Genomic DNA, 16,396 nt, shown 5'->3' on the forward strand with positions numbered 1-16,396 from the left:
TCCGACAGCGGCGCCCACCCGCCGTCAGTGGCCCTCGATCGTCTGGATGAGGCCCCAGGACAAGCCGGCCGCTGTCGCTGCTACGTCGAACGCCTTCCAGTTGACGTGTCGGTGGCTTAGGTGGGCGATTTCCTGTTCCAGCCTCCTGGCGGCGAGGATCTGAGCGCCCCGGGGGGATCGCCGCGTGGCCGAGAACAGGTTCTGCAGCTCCTTCTCCGCCTTCATCAGCTGTTTGCCGCTCGCGCTGTCCTCGTGGCCTGCGACGAAGCCCAAGGCGTCGAGGGCCAGGCCGACATACGTTGCGGGGTTCGACCGGTTCTTCTTCTTCAGTGCCTGATGGACATCGTCGGCGGCGGAGATGATGTCCACCGTCAGCGCGGCCGCGCCGGTGACGGCATCGAGGACCGGGATCTCCGCAGTGGCGAGCGCGAGGACGTCCAAGAACGGCGCTGCGGCCTTGGCGTACTTGGTGACGTCGGAGGCGATGTGTTCGACGTCGTGCCACAGGCCGCCGAGGCTGAACTGTCCGTTCAGGTCGAGGCTGTTGACCGGGTCGCCGTCGCAGTAGATGTAGGTGCCGGTGGTGCCGTTGGGCCTGGGATCGGTCTGCAGGAAGCGGCCCTGGGCCGGGTTGTACAACCGTGCGCCCATCAGCAGCAGGCCGGTGGGGGTGTCGGTTTGGCGCTGGTGGGCGCCGAGCCAGCCGTACCGCTCGGGCTGCGTGGTGGGGGTGCGGGGCAGCCCGTACTCGGTGGTTTCGGTATAGGTGATCAGCTCGTCTGAGTCCGGGGCCGCGGTGGCGGTGGTGTCGCCGTGCGGGGAGGCGAGGTGGAGCAGCAGGTGTCCGCTGCTGGAGGCGGTCAGGGCCAGGCTGCCGGTCAGGTCGGTGAGGTTGCGGGTGGTGGTGCCGTCCAGTTCCTCCACCCAGCTGGGGGAGTCGCTGGTGCCCGGGTAGTGGTTGATCTGGGTGCGTCCGGGGTTTGCCGTGTCGGTGCGGTGGGCCGGGCGGTGGGCGGGGTCCAGGGTGTTGGCGATGGTGCGGCCGGCTTGCCGCTGGAGGTGGACCAGGTCGTTGAGGTAGAAGCCGAGGACGGTGTCGGCGGCGCCGGGGCTTCCGGCGGTCGGGGAGTCGGCGGCGGGCAGCAGGGTGATGCGGCCGAAGGCGTCGTAGGCCAGGCCCGCGTCGGAGCCTTGCGGCTGGAGTCGGTCGGCGGTGTCGTAGGTGTGCTGGGTGCTGGCGGAGGTGGTGGAGGCCTGGCCGTTGGCGCCCGGGGCAGCGGTGGTCAGGGCGGTGCGGTTGGAGTTGGCGTCGAAGCTGTAGGTGCGGGCCATGGTCTTGGGTTCCGGGCTGGTGGTGTCGGTGTCCAGGACGGTCTGCAGACGGCCGGCGTGGTCGTAGCGGTACAGCTGGCGCGAGTCGCGGGAGGCGGTTTCGCAGACCTTGCCGAAGCCGTCGTAGGAGCGGGTGAAGACCAGCAGCACGGTGCCGTCGCGGTGGTAGACCAGCCGCATGAGGCGTCCGGCCGCATCGGTCAGTGCGGTGGAGGTCAGGCCGCCGGGGTAGGTCTGGGTGGTGAGGTTGCCGTCGGGGTCGTAGGCGCCGGCGAACGCACCGTCGATGCCGGTGTCGGTGATGCGGGTGCACAACGCGCGGTGCTCGGCCTGGCTGGACCAGGTCTGGGTGCGGGTCCCCTGTGGGTCGGTGACCGAGGCCACGTGTCCGTCGGCGTCGTAGGTGGTGGCGGTGGTGGCGCCGTCGGCGTCGGTGTAGGTGGTGCGGCGTCCGAAGTCGTCGTAGGCCCGGGTGATGGTGCGGGTGACCTTGTCGACGGTGGTGGAGGTCGCGGTGACCTGCCCGGTGGCCTCGTCGTAGCGGGTGGTGACTGCCGGCAGGGCCGTGCCGAGGGTGGCGGTAGTGGTGACCTGGGTCATCCGCCAGGTCTGCGGGTCGTAGGTGGTGGTGGCGGTGCGGTGCTGGGCGCGGCCGGCGGCGTCGGTGACGGTGTCGGTGACCTCGGTGGGAGCGCCCCAGACGGTGTAGGCCGTGGTGTGGTGGGTGGGCAGGTCGGGCAACCCGGGGACATTGGGTTGCCCGGATCGGAAGACCTTGCAGGGCAGGCCGCCCCAGGCGGGGTGGTTGGCGGTGTCGGGGTCGGTGCTGTCTGCGTCCCCGTAGTAGCTGCTGCGCGTGGTGCGCGGGTCGTGCGAATCGGCGACCGGTTCGACGGCGTTGGCCGCGGGCATCGTGGCGGCGGCGAGCTGCCCGCTGGGGCTGTAGGTGGTTGTGGTGGCCAGGCGCAGTCCGTCGGGGTCGAAGGTGGCCACCAGCGGGGTGCGCAGCGCCCAGCCGGAGTGATCGGTGCCCAGGGTGTAGATGCGGGTGCTGTCCTGGCGGTCGCCGATCGCCGGGAGGCCGATTCCGCCGTCGGCGTCCGGGAGCGCGGCGATCTCCGCGTCTGTCAGGGCGCGGTCGTAGGCGCGGACGTCGGCGACCGACCCGTGGAAGTAGTCGGTGAACGCGTCGTCGAGGAAGCCGCGTCCGATCTCCATGGCGCTGGTCGACTCACTGCGGGCCGGCGCCGGGGCGCTGCCGGCGTGGGCGCCGTTGACGTACAGCGCGACTGTCGCGGTGGCGGTGTCGTAGACGCCGGTCAGGTGGGTCCAGGTGTCGGTGAGGGCCGGGTGCGGGGAGACCGCGTGTTCGCCGGTCGGGGGGCCGAACTGCCAGCGGTCGGTGTCTTTGGCGTAGCGGAGCACAAAGACGCTGGAGGTGGCGGTATCGGGTTGGGCCAGGACGGTCTGGTAGCTGTTTTGGGGGTCGGCGGTGTTGGTTTTCACCCAGGCGGCTACGGAGTAGGAGCCGCTGGTTGTGATTGCTGGGCCAAGGGTGGTGATGTGGCCCGTCTTTCCGTCCAGGACGGCGCAGCCGCCGTGGTCGGTGGACCAGGTCACGCCCTGCGGGGAGGTGGTGGCGGTGTTGGTGCCGAGGGTGTCGGGGGCGGTGTGGTCGTGTCCGTCGTTCAGTCGCCACCAGCCGGTGGGCGGAGTGAGGTTGGCGGCCACCGCGTCCTTGCTGGTGCGAAGCGGCAGGTGGAGGCTGCCGCCTGTGGGGTGGCCTTCCTCGGTGCCGGTGTCGTAGGCGGTGTGGGCGTGCTCCCGCGCCCATACGCCTGGTTGTCCGGTGGCTGGGGCGGCGGGCAGCAGGGGGATCTCGCCGGGGTTCAGCTCGCGGTCGTAGATGCGGGCGTCGCTGATCTCGCCTGCGAAGCCCGCGCCCGCATAGCCGGGCCCGCCGATCTCGAACCGGTTGCCGGTGCGCGGTTGAGGCGCCGTCAGGACTCCGGTGCTGCCCGGGCGTCCGTCGGCATACAGGTGCAGCTCGCCGGTTGCGGCGCGGAAGGTTGCCACCAGTCCGGTCCAGATGCCGGCCTCCGCGGGGGCGGCGGCGATGGCGCAGGCGCTGGACGCCTCCGATGCGTCGCGATCGGTCATGCACCACACCCAGGTGTTGTGCGCGGCCGAGTAGCCCAGGCGCAGGTGGTCGTTGTGCTGGCCGACCTGGCCGACGACGATGGCGTCCCGGTCGGTGCGCGCCAGGCGGGCCCACACGGTCAGCGAGACGTCCCGTCCTGCCTCGATCAGCGGTTCGTCGATGACCACGGCAGCATCGGCCGAGCCGGGGAAGGTGGCGACGATGCCGCGGACGGGGTCGTGCTGCCAACCGACGCTTTCGTGCACGGTGCCGGGGTGTCCCAGCCCGGAGGCGTCGTAGGCAGTGCGGCCGCCGCCCTCGTTCAGCATCCACCGTCCCGTCAGGTCGGTTGCCGGCGGCGGGCCGGGATGGGAGTCGGCCACCAGGTGAGCGGGACCGTAGGTGTCCAGCAGTTCCTTGCCGTCCGCGCTGTAGTAGCGGCGGGTGTCCAGTTGGGTTGCGGTTCCCCTGGTGCCGTCGGGGTCCTCGCGCAGTGCCCGGTAGCGGTTGTTGGCGCTCAGGGTGCGCACGGTGTTGCCCAGGGCGCGCGCATCGTACTCGGTGGTGGTGATCCGCCAGTCGGGTTCGATCTCCGCCCCGGTGTCGGGGTCGGCCGTGCCGCCCCAGGCGGCATGGTTGACCGCGCGGCCGTTGACATCGATCCCGACGATGTCCGCCCAGCTGAACTCATCCGGGGTGATGTCCGTCGGAGCGGTGCCGGCCGGGTTGTGGCCGGGCGGGAAGACCGCCGAGACGTCGGTGGGCGCGTCCTTTTGCGCCCAGCGGGCCACCGAGGCGGCGGACAGGTCCGGCAGCCCGGGCCCGGACAGCGGCAGATCGTAGACGACGGCAGTGGATTCCGAGGTGCCGCCGTGCTCGGCGTTGTGGGTGCGCACGACCTTCGTCAACCGGGCGTGATGGTCCGGGTCTTGCGGGTCGGGCGTGTACTGCAGGTGCCAGGGTGCCTCGCCGGGCGGGGTCACGGTTTCCAGGCGGCCTCCGTCGTCGTAGGTGTAGGCGGTGGCCAGGCTGGTGCGGGTGTCGGTGGCCGTGGTCAGCCGGCCGTGCTCGTCGTCGTAGGCGTACTCGGCGACCGGGATGAGGATCGGGGCGGGAGCGGCGCCACCGGAACCGTTGTCCTGGTGCTTGTAGGACACCCGGGTGCAGCGCCTGCCGGCGGGCAGGTCCTGGTAGGTGAAGACCAGGGCGCGGCAGCCGGCCATGAAGCTTCCCGGACTGCACAGCCCGCCGGCCGGGTTGGCGGCGTCCACCTCGGTCGGCCAGCCCGTGGCTTCGTCGTAGGTGACCTGGGACAGCGCCGCGGCGGCCGCGTCGGCGGCGGCCAGGGTGACGGTGCGCGGCAGGAAGTAGGCGGGCACCGAGGGCCCGCCGTGCCCGACGCCGGAGCGGCGCACGAAGGTGACGGTGTTGCCGCCGCGGTCGGTCAGCGTGTAGGTGCGCTGCCCGTCGAAGGACAGCTTCAGGTGCATCGAGGCGGCATCCGACACGCCGGTGTACGTGGCCGGTCCCGTCATCGTCCCGGTCTCCTGGACGAACGGCAGCATGCTGCCGCCCTCTTCACGGATCGTCACCGCACCCGGTCCGGTGTCGGTCAGCGCCTGATAGTCCGCGCCGGCACCGGGCACCTTGATGATCGAGCGCCACCCCGGGCCGAACAGCCCCGACTCCTGGCTTGCGGGATCGGCGGAGACGAAGGTGCGCGACAGAGCCAGCCCACCGCCGTGGCTGCCGATGCTCACATCCGGATCGGTCACCTCAAACGCCCCGGTCAGCAGGCTGAGTCGACCGGGAGCAAGCGTCGTGGTGGCGTGCGAGTCCGCCAAGCCGAACCGGTCCAAGGTCACCTCCGCCGGGTCCGTGACGCCCGGTGCCTCGGGCGGCCGGGCATCGGGGAACGCGTAAAGGACGGCGACCTCGGCGGAGGACAGGGCGTAGTGGAAGGCGCGGACGTCGCTGATCGACCCGTGGGCCCAGTTGTTGACCTGGTCGTCGACGAAGCCGTGCCCCATCGTCAACGCCCCGGAGGCGAACCCGGTGCCGGTGAACACCACGGTCTGCTGGGCGACACCGTCCAGGTAGAGCGTCATGGTGTTGGCGGCCGCGTCGTAGACGCCCGCCACGTGCGTCCAGCGGCCGGCCTGGAAGGGCCCGCGCACGCTCACCGAGCCCGGTACCAGATCCGCCAGCGGCCGCAGGAACACGAACTCCCCCGCGGACCGGTACTCCAGGTAGAACCCCGAGACGTGGGTGCCCGGTTGGATCAGAAAGGTGTGGGTGCCGGAGGTACCCGTGTCCGCCTTGATCCACGCCGACAGGCTGAACGCGCCGGCGGTGTCGACCGCCGGGGCATTGGTGACGATCTGGCCCGTCCCGTCGAAGGCGACCGCCCCGCCGCGCTCATCGCTCCAGGTCGCCCCGCCGGAGAGCGTCCCGTTGTTGCCGCCCACCGTATCGCCGGCGACTGTTCCGCTCCCTTCGGCAAGCGGCCAGTGCCCGTCGGCGACGGGCACCGGGACGAGAGCGGCGACCTGCTCGGCCGTCAGCGCGTAGCGGTAGGTGCGTACATCGCTGATCAGCCCCTTCGCCGGCCACAGGCCATCGATGGTGTGGCCCAGGGTCAACGAGCCGGAGGGGAACCCGGCGGAGTCGTAGGCGACGGTCTGCTGGTGGACGCCGTCGAGATACAGCGACAGCTCACGGGTGTCCGCGTTGTACACGCCGGCCAGGTGCATCCAGGTATTCAACGGCGCCTGGCCCTGGGACTCGGCCGTCGGCATCGGCTCGTCCCGCACATCCCGCAGAGGGCGGGAGAAGAGGATCTTCCCCCTCCTGCCGAGAGCCAGCGCGAATGCCGAGGTGTGCGTGGCCGGCTGGGTCAGGAAGTCGTACTCGACGTTGTGGTCGAATGCCTTGATCCACGCGGCCACGCTGAAGCTGCTCGTGGTGTCCACGGCCGTGGTGTTGGTCAGGACCTGGCCGCCGGTGCCGTCGAACGCGATGGATCCGCCGCGCTCGGTGGACCATCTGGCGCCGGAGCCGCTGAGGACTCCATTGTTGCCGCCGATCACGTCGCTGGCGATCGTCCCGGTTCCTTCGGTCAACGGCCAGTGGCCGTCCGCGACCGGCCCCGGATCGTAGCCGTCGTCGGTGAAGAACCGCGCCCGCACCTGGATCTGACCGTCGGTGGGGACGGTGCGCACCGCGTCCCAGTCGTAGGTCGGGCTCACCACGCCGCCAGCAGCCGCCCCGGGCCCATCATCGGCCGGTGCCGGCAGCACGGGCGCCGGCCACTGGGCGGGCCTGGGTGCCAGGTCCTCAGCCGGGATCTGCACCCAGCCCGACTCGGCGTCGGTGTTGTAGCGGCGCCACTGGAAGTCGACCGTCTGCCACTCCCCCGCGGTCGCCTCAGCCGCGAGCTGGATGCGTTTTTCGGAGTAGCGCTGGTAGGTGTCGGGATGCGTCAGGTGCAGGTCCTTGGAGTTGCTTTCCGCCGCGCCCGGGACCGCTGACCGCTCGACCGCCATGAAGTCGTTCCCCTCCAGTAATTTCCTGTCCACCGGTATCGAGTTCGAGACCGTTTGCAGAGGCTACCCAGAAGAGATTCCGAAGAACCTGCGTGCATGTCCGACATGTTCAGCACATATGCACGTCGCTCCAGGTAGAGACGGTCCGGTACTCAGGATCGCTTGCGCGAAATCACTTCAATATTGGTGCTGATGTTGCCGAGACAGATTAGACGGACCGATGTGCACCGTGCGTTGCCGGAGTAGCTAGGGGTCGCCTGAACTAACCAAGAAATCTCCGCACCGCCCCGTCAGCAGGCGGGTCAAAATGCTGGAGGCAGGGTTTGCATTCATGCGTTCTCACTTCCGCAGCGGCCGCGTCGTGGACTTCGGGCGACCGATCGCACCATTTCACCGAACCGACACATCGGCCCGCGCCAGCGCTCCGACCGTCGATAATGAAGGCTTCGACCCGATCGCCGCCGACACCCAGCACCACCGGGAGAAACTTCATGACCGGCCTGCGCCTGCAGCCGCACCAACCCGCGGCCGTCGACGCGATCGTGCGCGGCCTGGAACTCCCCGCCGGCGGCCGCGTCCCCGACGGCGGGCTGCGGGGGCAGTTGGTCTCGGCGACCGGCACCGGCAAGACCATCACCGCCGCCGTCGCCGCGACGCGTCTGGTCCCCCACGGCATGGTCGCCATCATCGTCCCCACCCTGGACCTGATCGCCCAGACCGTGACCCAGTGGAGGCTCGCCGGGCACACCGCGCCGATGGTCGCCGTCTGCTCGCTGGGCGACGACCCCTACCTGGAGCAGCTGGACGTGCGCTGCACCACCCACCCCACCCGCCTCGCCCTGTGGACCGCCGTCGGCGGCCCGATGATCGTGATCGCCACCTACGCCAGCCTCGTCCCCCAACCCGAGCCCGAAGGCGGCGAGGAGCAGCCCGGCGTGCTGGAGCAGGCGCTGCGCGGCACCTGGGGCCAAACCATGCCCCCGCTCGACCTGTTGATCATCGACGAGGCGCACCGCTCCTCCGGCGACGCCGCCAAGGCCTGGGCCGCCGTCCACGACCAGCAGCGGATCCCCGCCAAGCGGCGGCTGTACATGACCGCCACCCCGCGGCTGTGGAAGGCCGCCCCCAACGTCGCCGAGCAGGCACAGAAGCGGGAGGAAGGCCGGCGCCGCGGCGGGCCCAGTGGGCGCGGGGCAGCAGTGGCACCCAAGTCCACCGCGCCAGACGGGGGTTCGGCCCTGAGTTCGGGGGCGCCGGCGGGGCTGGTCGCGTCGATGGACGATGTTGCGGTGTACGGCCCGGTGCTGCACGAACTCGGCCTCATGGAGGCGTGCGAGCGGGGCATCCTTGCCGGCTTCGAGATCGACGTCCTGGAGATCCGCGACCCGCAGGCCCCCGGGCCGGACGCGGATCCCGAGTTGGTGCGCGGCCGGCGCCTCGCCGCGCTGCAGGCCGCCCTCCTCAAGCACGCGGACGCGGTCGGCGCACGGTCCCTGATGACCTTTCACACCCGCACCCTCGATGCCCTCGCCTTCGCCCGGGCCCTGCCGGAGACGGCGGCCGAGCTGCACGCAACCGACCCGCACACCTACCCCAGGCGGGTCGGCGCCGACTGGCTGTGCGGCGAACACCCCGCCGCCGAGCGGCGGGAGATCCTGGCCCGCTTCGCCGACGGCCTGGACGAAGACGGCTGGGTCGTCGACTTCGGGGTGCTTGCCTCCTGCCGGGTCCTCGGCGAGGGCGTCGACATCCGCGGCACACGCGGCGTGGACGGGGTGGTATTCGCCGACCCGCGCTGCTCGCCGGTCGAGATCGTCCAGATCATCGGCCGCGGCCTGCGCCAGGACCCCGGCCAGGGCAAGGTCGCCCGCCTGATCATCCCCGTCTTCCTCAAGCCCGGCGAGGACCCGGAGGACATGATGGCCTCCCCCTCCTACAGGCCCGTTGTAGCCCTCCTCCAAGGCCTACGAGCGCATGACGAACGGGCGATCGAATCCATGGTGCTCGCCGCCCGCGGCGCCGCCGGCCAGGCCACCAGCGTCCTTGCGCTCGATCCGAACCGCCCCGACGACGAAGAGGCCGACGCCGCGGACGAGTCGGACACCGCCGTCCCGGGCCAGGCCGCGCAGGACATCGGGGCGGAGGCCGACGCGGACAAGCCGCCGTCGGCCGACGCCGGGTCGGGCAGCGCCTCGAGCGCCGGTGCCGCCGGCGCGGAAGCGGTGCGGGTGCGCAGGCCGTCGGTGCCGCTGCTGCGCTTCTCGCTGCCCCGCAACCCCGACGTCATCGCCTCCTTCCTGCGCACCCGCGTCCTGTTCCCCGACTCCGAAGTCTGGCTCGCCGGCTACAACGCGCTGCGCCACTGGGTCGCCGACCACGGGGATGCCAAGGTGCCGCTGGACGCCGTCGTCCCGCTGGGGGCGACCGCCCGCGACGAAGCCGACGTCGACGAGACCGTCACCGACACCTATCCGCTGGGGGCGTGGGTGAGCGAGCAGCGCCGCGCCTTCAAACTCGGCGCCCTCAAGGCCTGGCGGGCCGAACTGCTCGACGAGCTCGGCATGGTCTGGTCCGTCGCGGACACCCGCTTCCACCGCAGCCTGGCCGCCGCCCGCGCCTACCACGACATCCACGGGACGCTCGCGGCCCCCAGGGACGCCGAGGTCGACGGCGTCAAGGTCGGGCACTTTCTGTCCAACCTGAGGCGCCCCGGGGCCCTGGACGGCTACCCGGACCGGGCCAAGGCCCTGAGGAAGATCGACAAGGACTGGAACCCGGGCTGGCCGGCGGACTGGCAGCGCGCTTACGTCTACGTCAAGCAGTTGATCGACGACGGCGAGAAGCTGGAGGTGCTGCTGCCGGGGGTGACCATCTTCGGCGACGACATCGGCACCTGGATCGCCCGCCAGAGGCGCCCCGACGTCTGGGACACACTGACGGACTGCCAGCAGCAGCTGCTCCGCAGCCTCGGCATCACCCCGAAGGAACCCGAGCCCACCGACGGCGGAGGCGGCCGCTCGAAGGCCCTCAGCGCCTTCGAGCGGGGACTGGCCGCACTGCGCCAGTACACCGCCCGAACCGGGAACGCGAAGATTCCTCGCCACCATGAAGAACACGTCGTCCTCGACGACGGCGCCGAACCCGTCGCCATCCGGCTAGGGGTATGGGCCTCCAACGTGAAGTCCCCCGCGCGGCGGGCGAAGCTGACCGACGATCAGCGCGCCGCACTCGCCGAGGCCGGCATGGAGGTGCCGTCATGATCGAGGCAGGCACTGGACAGGATCACCGCGCCGACGCGTACATCGCCGCCGGTACCGGGCAGCACGGCATCACCGGCGGCAACGCCCAACTGACCCTGCACCGGATCCTGGCCGGCGCGGGCGTCACCGAGCGCGACGCCACCGCGCTAGTCAACGCTGTGGCGGCCGGCGCCGTCACCGACGCCATCTGCACTGTCCAGGAGATCGGCCCCGGCCCCGAGTGCCGCCGTGTCCCGGGCTACGAGGACGGGTGGGACGCGGCAATCCGTGCCGCGGGCGCGCACCTTGGGGGTACGCCGAGCGGCTCGCCCACCCGCTGATCACCGGCTGGTCCGGCGGCCGTCCCGTGACCGGGCATCAGGCCGGCCCCGGAGCCTCGGAATGAGCGCCGTCCGCCGCGTCTAGCGCAGCGGACGGCGTCGTCATGCCGGCGTCAGCCGATCACCTTGTCGGACAGGGCGATGGTGGCGCCCGCCGCGCCTCCGGCGGCCAGCAGGGCCGCCGCCGACGATCGGGAGGTCCACCAGGTCAGCCCGCCGGCTGTCACGCCGACGAGCGCCGCGAACAGCAGCACCACCGCGGCCCGCACGCTCAGCAGCGGCCCCGGGCCGCCCGCGGAGCTCACGCCTGCCCCTCGGTGATCTTGCGCAGCAGGTCGGCGCCGATCCGCGGCAGCTTGCGGCGGGTGCGCTCCACCCGCCCGGGCGCCCAGGCCCCGGTCCGCTCCAGGTTCACCCAGCGCTCCCCGGTCTCCGCCCAGTTCCGGGCGATCTCGAACTCGTCGGGCTCCAGGCACTCCAGGGCGAGCCGGATCCGGTCGTCGTCGAACCGCTCGGTCCACGGCAGGCCGAGCTCGTCGGTCCGCTCCGCGCCGGCCACTATCCGGAAGCCGGGGCCGTCCAGCGAGAGCGTGCGAAGGCCTCCGGCGCGCCGCTCGTGCAGCGGGAAGTGCCCGCTCGCGGTCGTCATGTGGCGGCGCAGCGCAGCCCGGACGGCGTCCGGATCGAAGGGGTTGACGGCCGAGTCTGCGAGCATCAACTCCATCAGAGCCAACGCCACCGCACTCACGTCGTCCCTGCTGGGCTCGCGGATATTCAGAACCTCCGCGATCAACCATTCGACGGCCACCGGGTCATCGTTCAGCGCGCGGTAGGCGATACACGCGATGCGGTAGCAGCGGCACCCGAACCGCAGCCCGCCGGAGAACATCTTCGCCACGATGTCCGCAACCGGCCCGAAGACCACGTCAACGGCCTGTCGGACGGTCCGCACGAAGGCCCTGGACGGCAGCAGCAGGGGCGAGAACTTCCGCACGGACTCGGCGAGCGGGTTGCGGACCTGCAGGTGCCGGGGGATCCGCATCAGGTCGCTCTGGTAGCGGGCGAGCGGCGCCAGGGAGGTGAACGTCCGGGAGATGTCTTCCATCTGGCGGCCGATCCCGGAGTTCATCATGTCGCGGATGGGTCCTTCGGCGATCCGCGACACCTCGTCGAGCATCCTGCGCTGCTCCACCTGGAACTGGATGAAGGGGCGGAGGGTGCGCGCGAGCGTCTCCTGCAGGCCAGATGCTTCCATCAGCCCGGCGTGGATGTTGGGAGCGACGAAGGCGGTGCTGAAGAACTTGGGGCCGACGATCCGCGCGGCCTGGTGATGCAGCATCACCGGGGATCCGGTCGCGGAAGAGGTCCTCGGGGTGTGCGTCCGGCTGATGGTGTCGGACATGGTGTCTCCTAACTCGAAGGGTGCTTCCTGCCCTTCGGGCTTGGGAGGACCAGTTTCCGACAATCCGCATCCTGTGACTTGTGTCACAGTTAGTGGCGTGCGGTGCGGAAGCGGCGTCCTGGTCGTCCCGGTAACGACGCTACCGCACCGGCCAGTTGGAACCCGGCGGAGACGACGGAGCTACCGGAAGAGCCGCGAGTGCAGCCGGTGGGCCGGAGAACGTCGCGCTGGCGAGCACCCAGCCGCGCAAGCGGATGCCCCCAAGACCCGGGCCCCGTCCCAGCCGCCTGCGACCCGGCGCACCTGCTGCTCCATCACCTGCGGATCCCCGTCCTCGCGGCGCGCGGTGGCGCCGATCGACGCGATGCCGTCGGCGCCCTTGCGGGATGCGGCGGCGAGCCCGGGGCCGACGCAACCAGCCCCCCTCGACACCGTCGGCCGGCTTCCGCAGTGCGGTGGTCTGGTCGGTGCCGAAGACAGCGCCATCGGGAAGCGGCTGCGGCCGTCGACACAGCGGCACGCCGGTGCGCGCGGCGTTGAGGAGCTGCTCGGCGACGCCCTGGTTCCGTTCTCCCGGCGGATCCGCGCTTGAACGTCGGCTCGGGGGACGTGGTGGGCCGTCATGCCCAGCGCCGGGTGGGCAGTGCGCGGCGGTCGCGGCGGGCACTCGGAGTGTCCGTCAGAAGATCCCGCTACGCGCCGAGATCGCGGCGGCGGAGGTAGTCGTCCACGGCGGACTCGGCAACCTTCTTGATCCTTTTGCTGACCTGGTAGTAGGGCAGCTCGTGCCGCAGCAGCATCCACTTCACGCGGGCCGTCTCGACGCCGAGACGCGCGGCCACCTGCTTGACGGTCAGGAGGGGGTCGGCGTGGGCCATCGCGCGCCCCAGCGGGCTTGTTGCGGACGCGTCGAGGTCGTCGTCCTGGGGGTCCTCGTCCTGGAGGTCGCCGTGCTGGTGCGAGGCGGCCGCCATCCACAGCTGGTGCAGATCCTTGATGTGCTCGTCGCGGTCCAGGGCGATGGGGGCCAGCTCGACAAGCGCGGTGACCAGAGCGTCGACGACCGTCCAGCTGGGGATCACTGTGCTGCTCATCGCAGTGCTGATCGCGGACCGCTGGTAGACGCAGACCTGGGAGATGGCGGACAGGCTGGGACGGCCTGCCGCCAGGTGGAGCTGGTGGAGCGCCCGGTTGAACCGGCGGTGCGGTCCCTGCGGGAGATTGGGCATCCTCAGTTCGCCGCGCCTGCCCATTCGCGCCCCCTCGGCCCAGTGTCCGCGGCCGTCCGTATCCGTCCGGAGCCGCTCTGGCATTGTCCTCCCACCGGCCGGTGTCGTCCCAGGTCAGAACCAGTGCCTCCGCCCAACTTGGCGGATTGTTCAGGGGTCTGGTGGGGCCGACGTGGCGCTTGCACATTGGTGGTGCAACAGCCGTTGCGACACCACCCCGCTGATGGACATGGGAGATGAGGATGCGTCACTTTCCGGACTGGATCCGCCGACGCCTGCGCGAGATGGAGGGCGCCGCGCTCAAGGGCGCCGCGAGCACCGTGGGCAGCGCCGCGGTCACCGGCATCATCTGGTGGGTCCACTCACACTGACGAGAGCGCAGCCGGTCGCGGCGACGGCCCGCGCCAGCGCCTCCGGGTCCGGCCGCAGCCCCGCCGGCAGCCGCCGGACCGGAGCGCGCGGCAGGTGGATTTGGGGCTGCGCGAGCTCGATCAGTGCCAGCCGTCGCCCGCGCGCCACTCCAGCATCCGGGCGGACGCCACCGCCTCCAGGCGTACGGCCGCGGCCGCGGCTATGGCCGGGCGCGCCGCGACGGGCCCGACGGCGGCGTCGGCCAGCGCCAGCACCACGGCCCGCAGTTCAGGCCCGCGCCCGGCCCGTGCGAGCGGCTCCGCGGCCTTCAGAGCCGACCGAGCGGCCCGAAAGGGGCCATCCCCAGGCCCGCCGCCTGCCGGTCCGTCAGCTCCGCTCGCTGCAGCAGGAGATCGGCCATCGCGCGGGTGGGCACGGCGGTAACCGCGCGGCAGGCGGTGTCCCCGTGCACGCCGGTCCGTGCCCTCAGGGTGGCCGCGGCCCTGGTCCAAGTCGAACCGCAGCGTCCGTGCGGCGGGCAAGCTGTCGGGGTGTCTCTCATGGCGGGGAACGCGCCCTCGTCCGTCGCGCATCGGCCAATCAGCTCTGATCGGCGATGCCCGGCCTCCGGCAGTTGGAACGATCGGCGCACGGGCGGGGACGGGCCCCGCCCGAGAAGGCGAGGATGCCGATGATGGTGCTGCCCGACTACCTCCCGCACGACCGGGACGCGCTCGCGTACTACCTGAGGCACCAGCTGAACCTCCCGGTCGACTACCCGGCCGAGAAGCTGACCGTCGAACAGATCGCCCAGGTGGCCGCCCTGTCAGCGGCCCTCAACGCCCGCTACGCCGACCAGGGCCACCTGCTGGACCTGATGGCCGGCCTTCCGGCCCCCGAGGCCGACGGCCAGGAGAGCGGCGACCGGGAGGAGTTCTGGTTCCGGCTGTTCCATGCCTCCGGCACCGCGATGCTGCTGCCGGCCAACCTCAAGGGCCTGCTGCTGTACGCGCTGCGCGGCGAGGCGGGGCTGGCCGGCCAGTGGCTGGGGGCGCTGCAGGAGATGGACCAGGCGCAGCGCAAGGCTGCCGCCGAGGTGATCGGCGAGGGCCTGCTCGCGGAGGCCGACTTCCGCGGCGACCCGCCCGGGCAGCTGGGCGAGCTGTGGCTGCGCGATGTGGAGGCGACGGCCTGGCGGGTGCTGTACGCCGACCGCCGGGCCGATCGCGGCCCGGCCGACCGCGAGGCCTTCCGCGACATGTGGCGCGCGGTCTAGCCGCACTCCCGGTCAGCCCCCGCGCGCCCCTCCGGTCGCATGCGGGGGTATCTGGGGCCGATGTCCGGGCCGCCCGCGGAGTCCGGCGCGTTGAGGCTCCAACGTGCGGCGCGGCGCAACCCGGCGGCCGCGCCCATTGCCGCGGCGGGCCTCGCCGCGAGCCACGAGCCACGAGCCACCAAGAGCCTCCCGGGTTGTCGGTGGCGGCCCGAATACTGGGTCCTTTCCCGATCCCAAGGAGCCTCGATGGCCGAGTCGACCACGACCGCGGACGCGGCGGACCTGCGCGAGAAAATGATCTGCGAGTTGAAGGCCGCCGGGGACCTCACCTCGCCGGCGGTGGAGGCCGCGATGCGCGCCGTTCCCCGGCACGCCTTTGTGCCGGAGGCCGACCCGGAGAGGGCCTACCGCCCCTTCGACGCCGTGGTCACCAAACTCGACGCCGCCGGCACCCCGACCAGCTCGGTCTCCGCGCCGCAGGTCCAGGCGCTCATGCTCCAACAGGCCGACCTGGCACCCGGAATGCGGGTCCTGGAGATCGGATCCGGCGGCTACAACGCCGCGCTGATCGCGGAGCTGGTCGGCGCCGGCGGCCAGGTCACCACCCTCGACATCGACCCGCACGTCACCGACCGGGCGAAGCAGCTGCTGACCCGGCACGGCTACCCGGCGGTGCGCGTGGCGACCGGCGACGCCTTCCGCGGCCTGCCCGACCACGCCCCCTTCGACGCCATCGTGGTGACGGCCGGAGCCTGGGACATTCCCTCGGCCTGGCACGAGCAACTGGCCGAGGGCGGGCGCCTGGTGCTGCCGCTGCGCCTGCGCGGCCTGACCCGCTCGATCGCCTTCACCCGCCGCGACGGGCACCTGGAGAGCCGCTCCGCGCACCTGTGCGGGTTCGTGCCGATGCAAGGCCGCGACGCACACCCCACCCGCCTCCTGCCGGTCCCTGGCGCCCCCGGGGTCAGCCTCGCCTTCGACGACGCGACCGACGCCGACCCCGCCGCCCTTCGCGCCGCCGCGGCAGGGTCCCGGTCCGAGGTGTGGACCGGGGTGAGCCTGGGTGTGCAGGAGCCGTTCGATGCGCTGCAGATGTGGCTGGCCACCCAGTTGGACGGCTTTTGCACCATGGCCGTCGACCAGGCCCGCGATGCCGGCCTCGTCGACGCGGCCAGCCCCGCCTTCAGCCTGGCCGCCGTGTCCGGCGGCGCCTTCGGCTACCTCACCTGGCGGCGCCGGCCGAATGGTGCCGGCCCGCGGGTGGAGCTCGGCGCCCACGCCCTGGGACCGCACGGCGCCGCCCTGGCCCGCGAGATCGCCGAGCACGTCCGGAGCTGGGACCAGCAGCAGCGCGGCGGCCCCGGGCCGGTCTACACCGCCCACCCCGCCACCGCCCGGATCACCCCGCAACCCGACCGGCGGATCATCACCAAACGCCACACCCAACTCGCCATCACCTGGCCTGCGGCACTCCGCGGCCGCTGAGGTGAGCGAAGGAGCTGGGACGGGCCCCCGCACCCGACAGCGCGAACCCCTACCCG

At 71.8% G+C, this 16,396-nt stretch carries 11 protein-coding genes; 6 read left to right on the plus strand and 5 right to left on the minus strand.

Features of this window, described 5'->3' with window-relative positions; translation table 11 throughout:
* Window positions 1–24: 24 nt before the first annotated feature.
* On the minus strand, window positions 25–7,050 hold the full coding sequence (locus tag BIV57_RS00195) for a LamG-like jellyroll fold domain-containing protein (RefSeq protein ID WP_139275328.1): 7,026 nt from the start codon (window positions 7,048–7,050) through the stop codon (window positions 25–27).
* A 458-nt stretch (window positions 7,051–7,508) separates the two neighbouring features.
* Between BIV57_RS00195 and BIV57_RS00200 the strand changes: the two genes are divergently transcribed.
* Together BIV57_RS00200 and BIV57_RS00205 are read left to right on the plus strand one after the other, a co-directional pair.
* Window positions 7,509–10,277, plus strand: coding sequence for a DEAD/DEAH box helicase (locus BIV57_RS00200; RefSeq protein WP_071654506.1), 2,769 nt, complete (start codon window positions 7,509–7,511; stop codon window positions 10,275–10,277).
* Window positions 10,274–10,597 carry a hypothetical protein gene (locus tag BIV57_RS00205; RefSeq protein WP_071654507.1) on the plus strand — a complete coding sequence of 108 codons (324 nt, stop codon included), beginning with the start codon at window positions 10,274–10,276 and terminating at the stop codon, window positions 10,595–10,597. The genes BIV57_RS00200 and BIV57_RS00205 overlap by 4 nt, the downstream gene beginning before the upstream one ends.
* 113 nt (window positions 10,598–10,710) lie before the next feature.
* Here the strand turns inward: BIV57_RS00205 and BIV57_RS00210 are convergent, their stop codons facing one another.
* Together BIV57_RS00210 and BIV57_RS00215 are read right to left on the minus strand one after the other, a co-directional pair.
* Complete coding sequence (locus BIV57_RS00210; RefSeq protein WP_071654508.1) at window positions 10,711–10,902, minus strand: hypothetical protein; 192 nt, start codon at window positions 10,900–10,902, stop codon at window positions 10,711–10,713.
* The gene (locus tag BIV57_RS00215; RefSeq protein WP_071654509.1) at window positions 10,899–11,999 is read right to left on the minus strand and encodes a hypothetical protein; all 1,101 of its coding nucleotides are present in this window, start codon (window positions 11,997–11,999) and stop codon (window positions 10,899–10,901) included. The genes BIV57_RS00210 and BIV57_RS00215 overlap by 4 nt, the downstream gene beginning before the upstream one ends.
* Before the next feature lie 346 nt (window positions 12,000–12,345).
* On the opposite strand from BIV57_RS00215, the gene BIV57_RS00220 reads away from it, so the two are divergent.
* Window positions 12,346–12,591: a hypothetical protein gene (locus BIV57_RS00220; protein ID WP_071654510.1), complete on the plus strand. Its 246-nt coding sequence runs from the start codon at window positions 12,346–12,348 to the stop codon at window positions 12,589–12,591.
* A 100-nt stretch (window positions 12,592–12,691) separates the two neighbouring features.
* On the opposite strand, the gene BIV57_RS00225 is transcribed toward BIV57_RS00220, so the two are convergent.
* Window positions 12,692–13,228, minus strand: a complete 537-nt coding sequence (locus tag BIV57_RS00225) for a helix-turn-helix domain-containing protein (RefSeq protein ID WP_071654511.1) — start codon at window positions 13,226–13,228, stop codon at window positions 12,692–12,694.
* A 242-nt stretch (window positions 13,229–13,470) separates the two neighbouring features.
* On the opposite strand from BIV57_RS00225, the gene BIV57_RS26290 reads away from it, so the two are divergent.
* Window positions 13,471–13,599, plus strand: coding sequence for a hypothetical protein (locus BIV57_RS26290; protein WP_265736973.1), 129 nt, complete (start codon window positions 13,471–13,473; stop codon window positions 13,597–13,599).
* A 120-nt stretch (window positions 13,600–13,719) separates the two neighbouring features.
* Here the strand turns inward: BIV57_RS26290 and BIV57_RS24750 are convergent, their stop codons facing one another.
* Window positions 13,720–13,857, minus strand: a complete 138-nt coding sequence (locus tag BIV57_RS24750) for a hypothetical protein (protein WP_175548607.1) — start codon at window positions 13,855–13,857, stop codon at window positions 13,720–13,722.
* Between the two features lie 407 nt (window positions 13,858–14,264).
* Here BIV57_RS24750 and BIV57_RS00230 point away from each other — a divergent pair, with 407 nt between their 5' ends.
* Complete coding sequence (locus BIV57_RS00230) at window positions 14,265–14,855, plus strand: hypothetical protein (RefSeq protein WP_245797359.1); 591 nt, start codon at window positions 14,265–14,267, stop codon at window positions 14,853–14,855.
* Between the two features lie 246 nt (window positions 14,856–15,101).
* On the plus strand, window positions 15,102–16,340 hold the full coding sequence (gene fxlM / locus BIV57_RS00235) for a methyltransferase, FxLD system (RefSeq protein WP_071654512.1): 1,239 nt from the start codon (window positions 15,102–15,104) through the stop codon (window positions 16,338–16,340).
* The last annotated feature ends 56 nt before the right edge of the window (window positions 16,341–16,396 follow it).

Source organism: Mangrovactinospora gilvigrisea, from assembly GCF_001879105.1.
Classification (GTDB): domain Bacteria; phylum Actinomycetota; class Actinomycetes; order Streptomycetales; family Streptomycetaceae; genus Mangrovactinospora; species Mangrovactinospora gilvigrisea.

What these genes read in the sequence shown, in the direction of transcription:
- BIV57_RS00200 (WP_071654506.1), top strand. Translation starts at nt 7,509, where the DNA reads ATGACCGGCCTGCGCCTGCAGCCGCACCAACCCGCGGCCGTCGACGCG.
- BIV57_RS00205 (WP_071654507.1), top strand. Translation starts at nt 10,274, where the DNA reads ATGATCGAGGCAGGCACTGGACAGGATCACCGCGCCGACGCGTACATC.
- BIV57_RS00215 (WP_071654509.1), bottom strand. Translation starts at nt 11,999, where the DNA reads ATGTCCGACACCATCAGCCGGACGCACACCCCGAGGACCTCTTCCGCG.
- BIV57_RS00225 (WP_071654511.1), bottom strand. Translation starts at nt 13,228, where the DNA reads ATGCCCAATCTCCCGCAGGGACCGCACCGCCGGTTCAACCGGGCGCTC.
- BIV57_RS26290 (WP_265736973.1), top strand. Translation starts at nt 13,471, where the DNA reads ATGCGTCACTTTCCGGACTGGATCCGCCGACGCCTGCGCGAGATGGAG.
- BIV57_RS00230 (WP_245797359.1), top strand. Translation starts at nt 14,265, where the DNA reads ATGCCGATGATGGTGCTGCCCGACTACCTCCCGCACGACCGGGACGCG.
- fxlM (WP_071654512.1), top strand. Translation starts at nt 15,102, where the DNA reads ATGGCCGAGTCGACCACGACCGCGGACGCGGCGGACCTGCGCGAGAAA.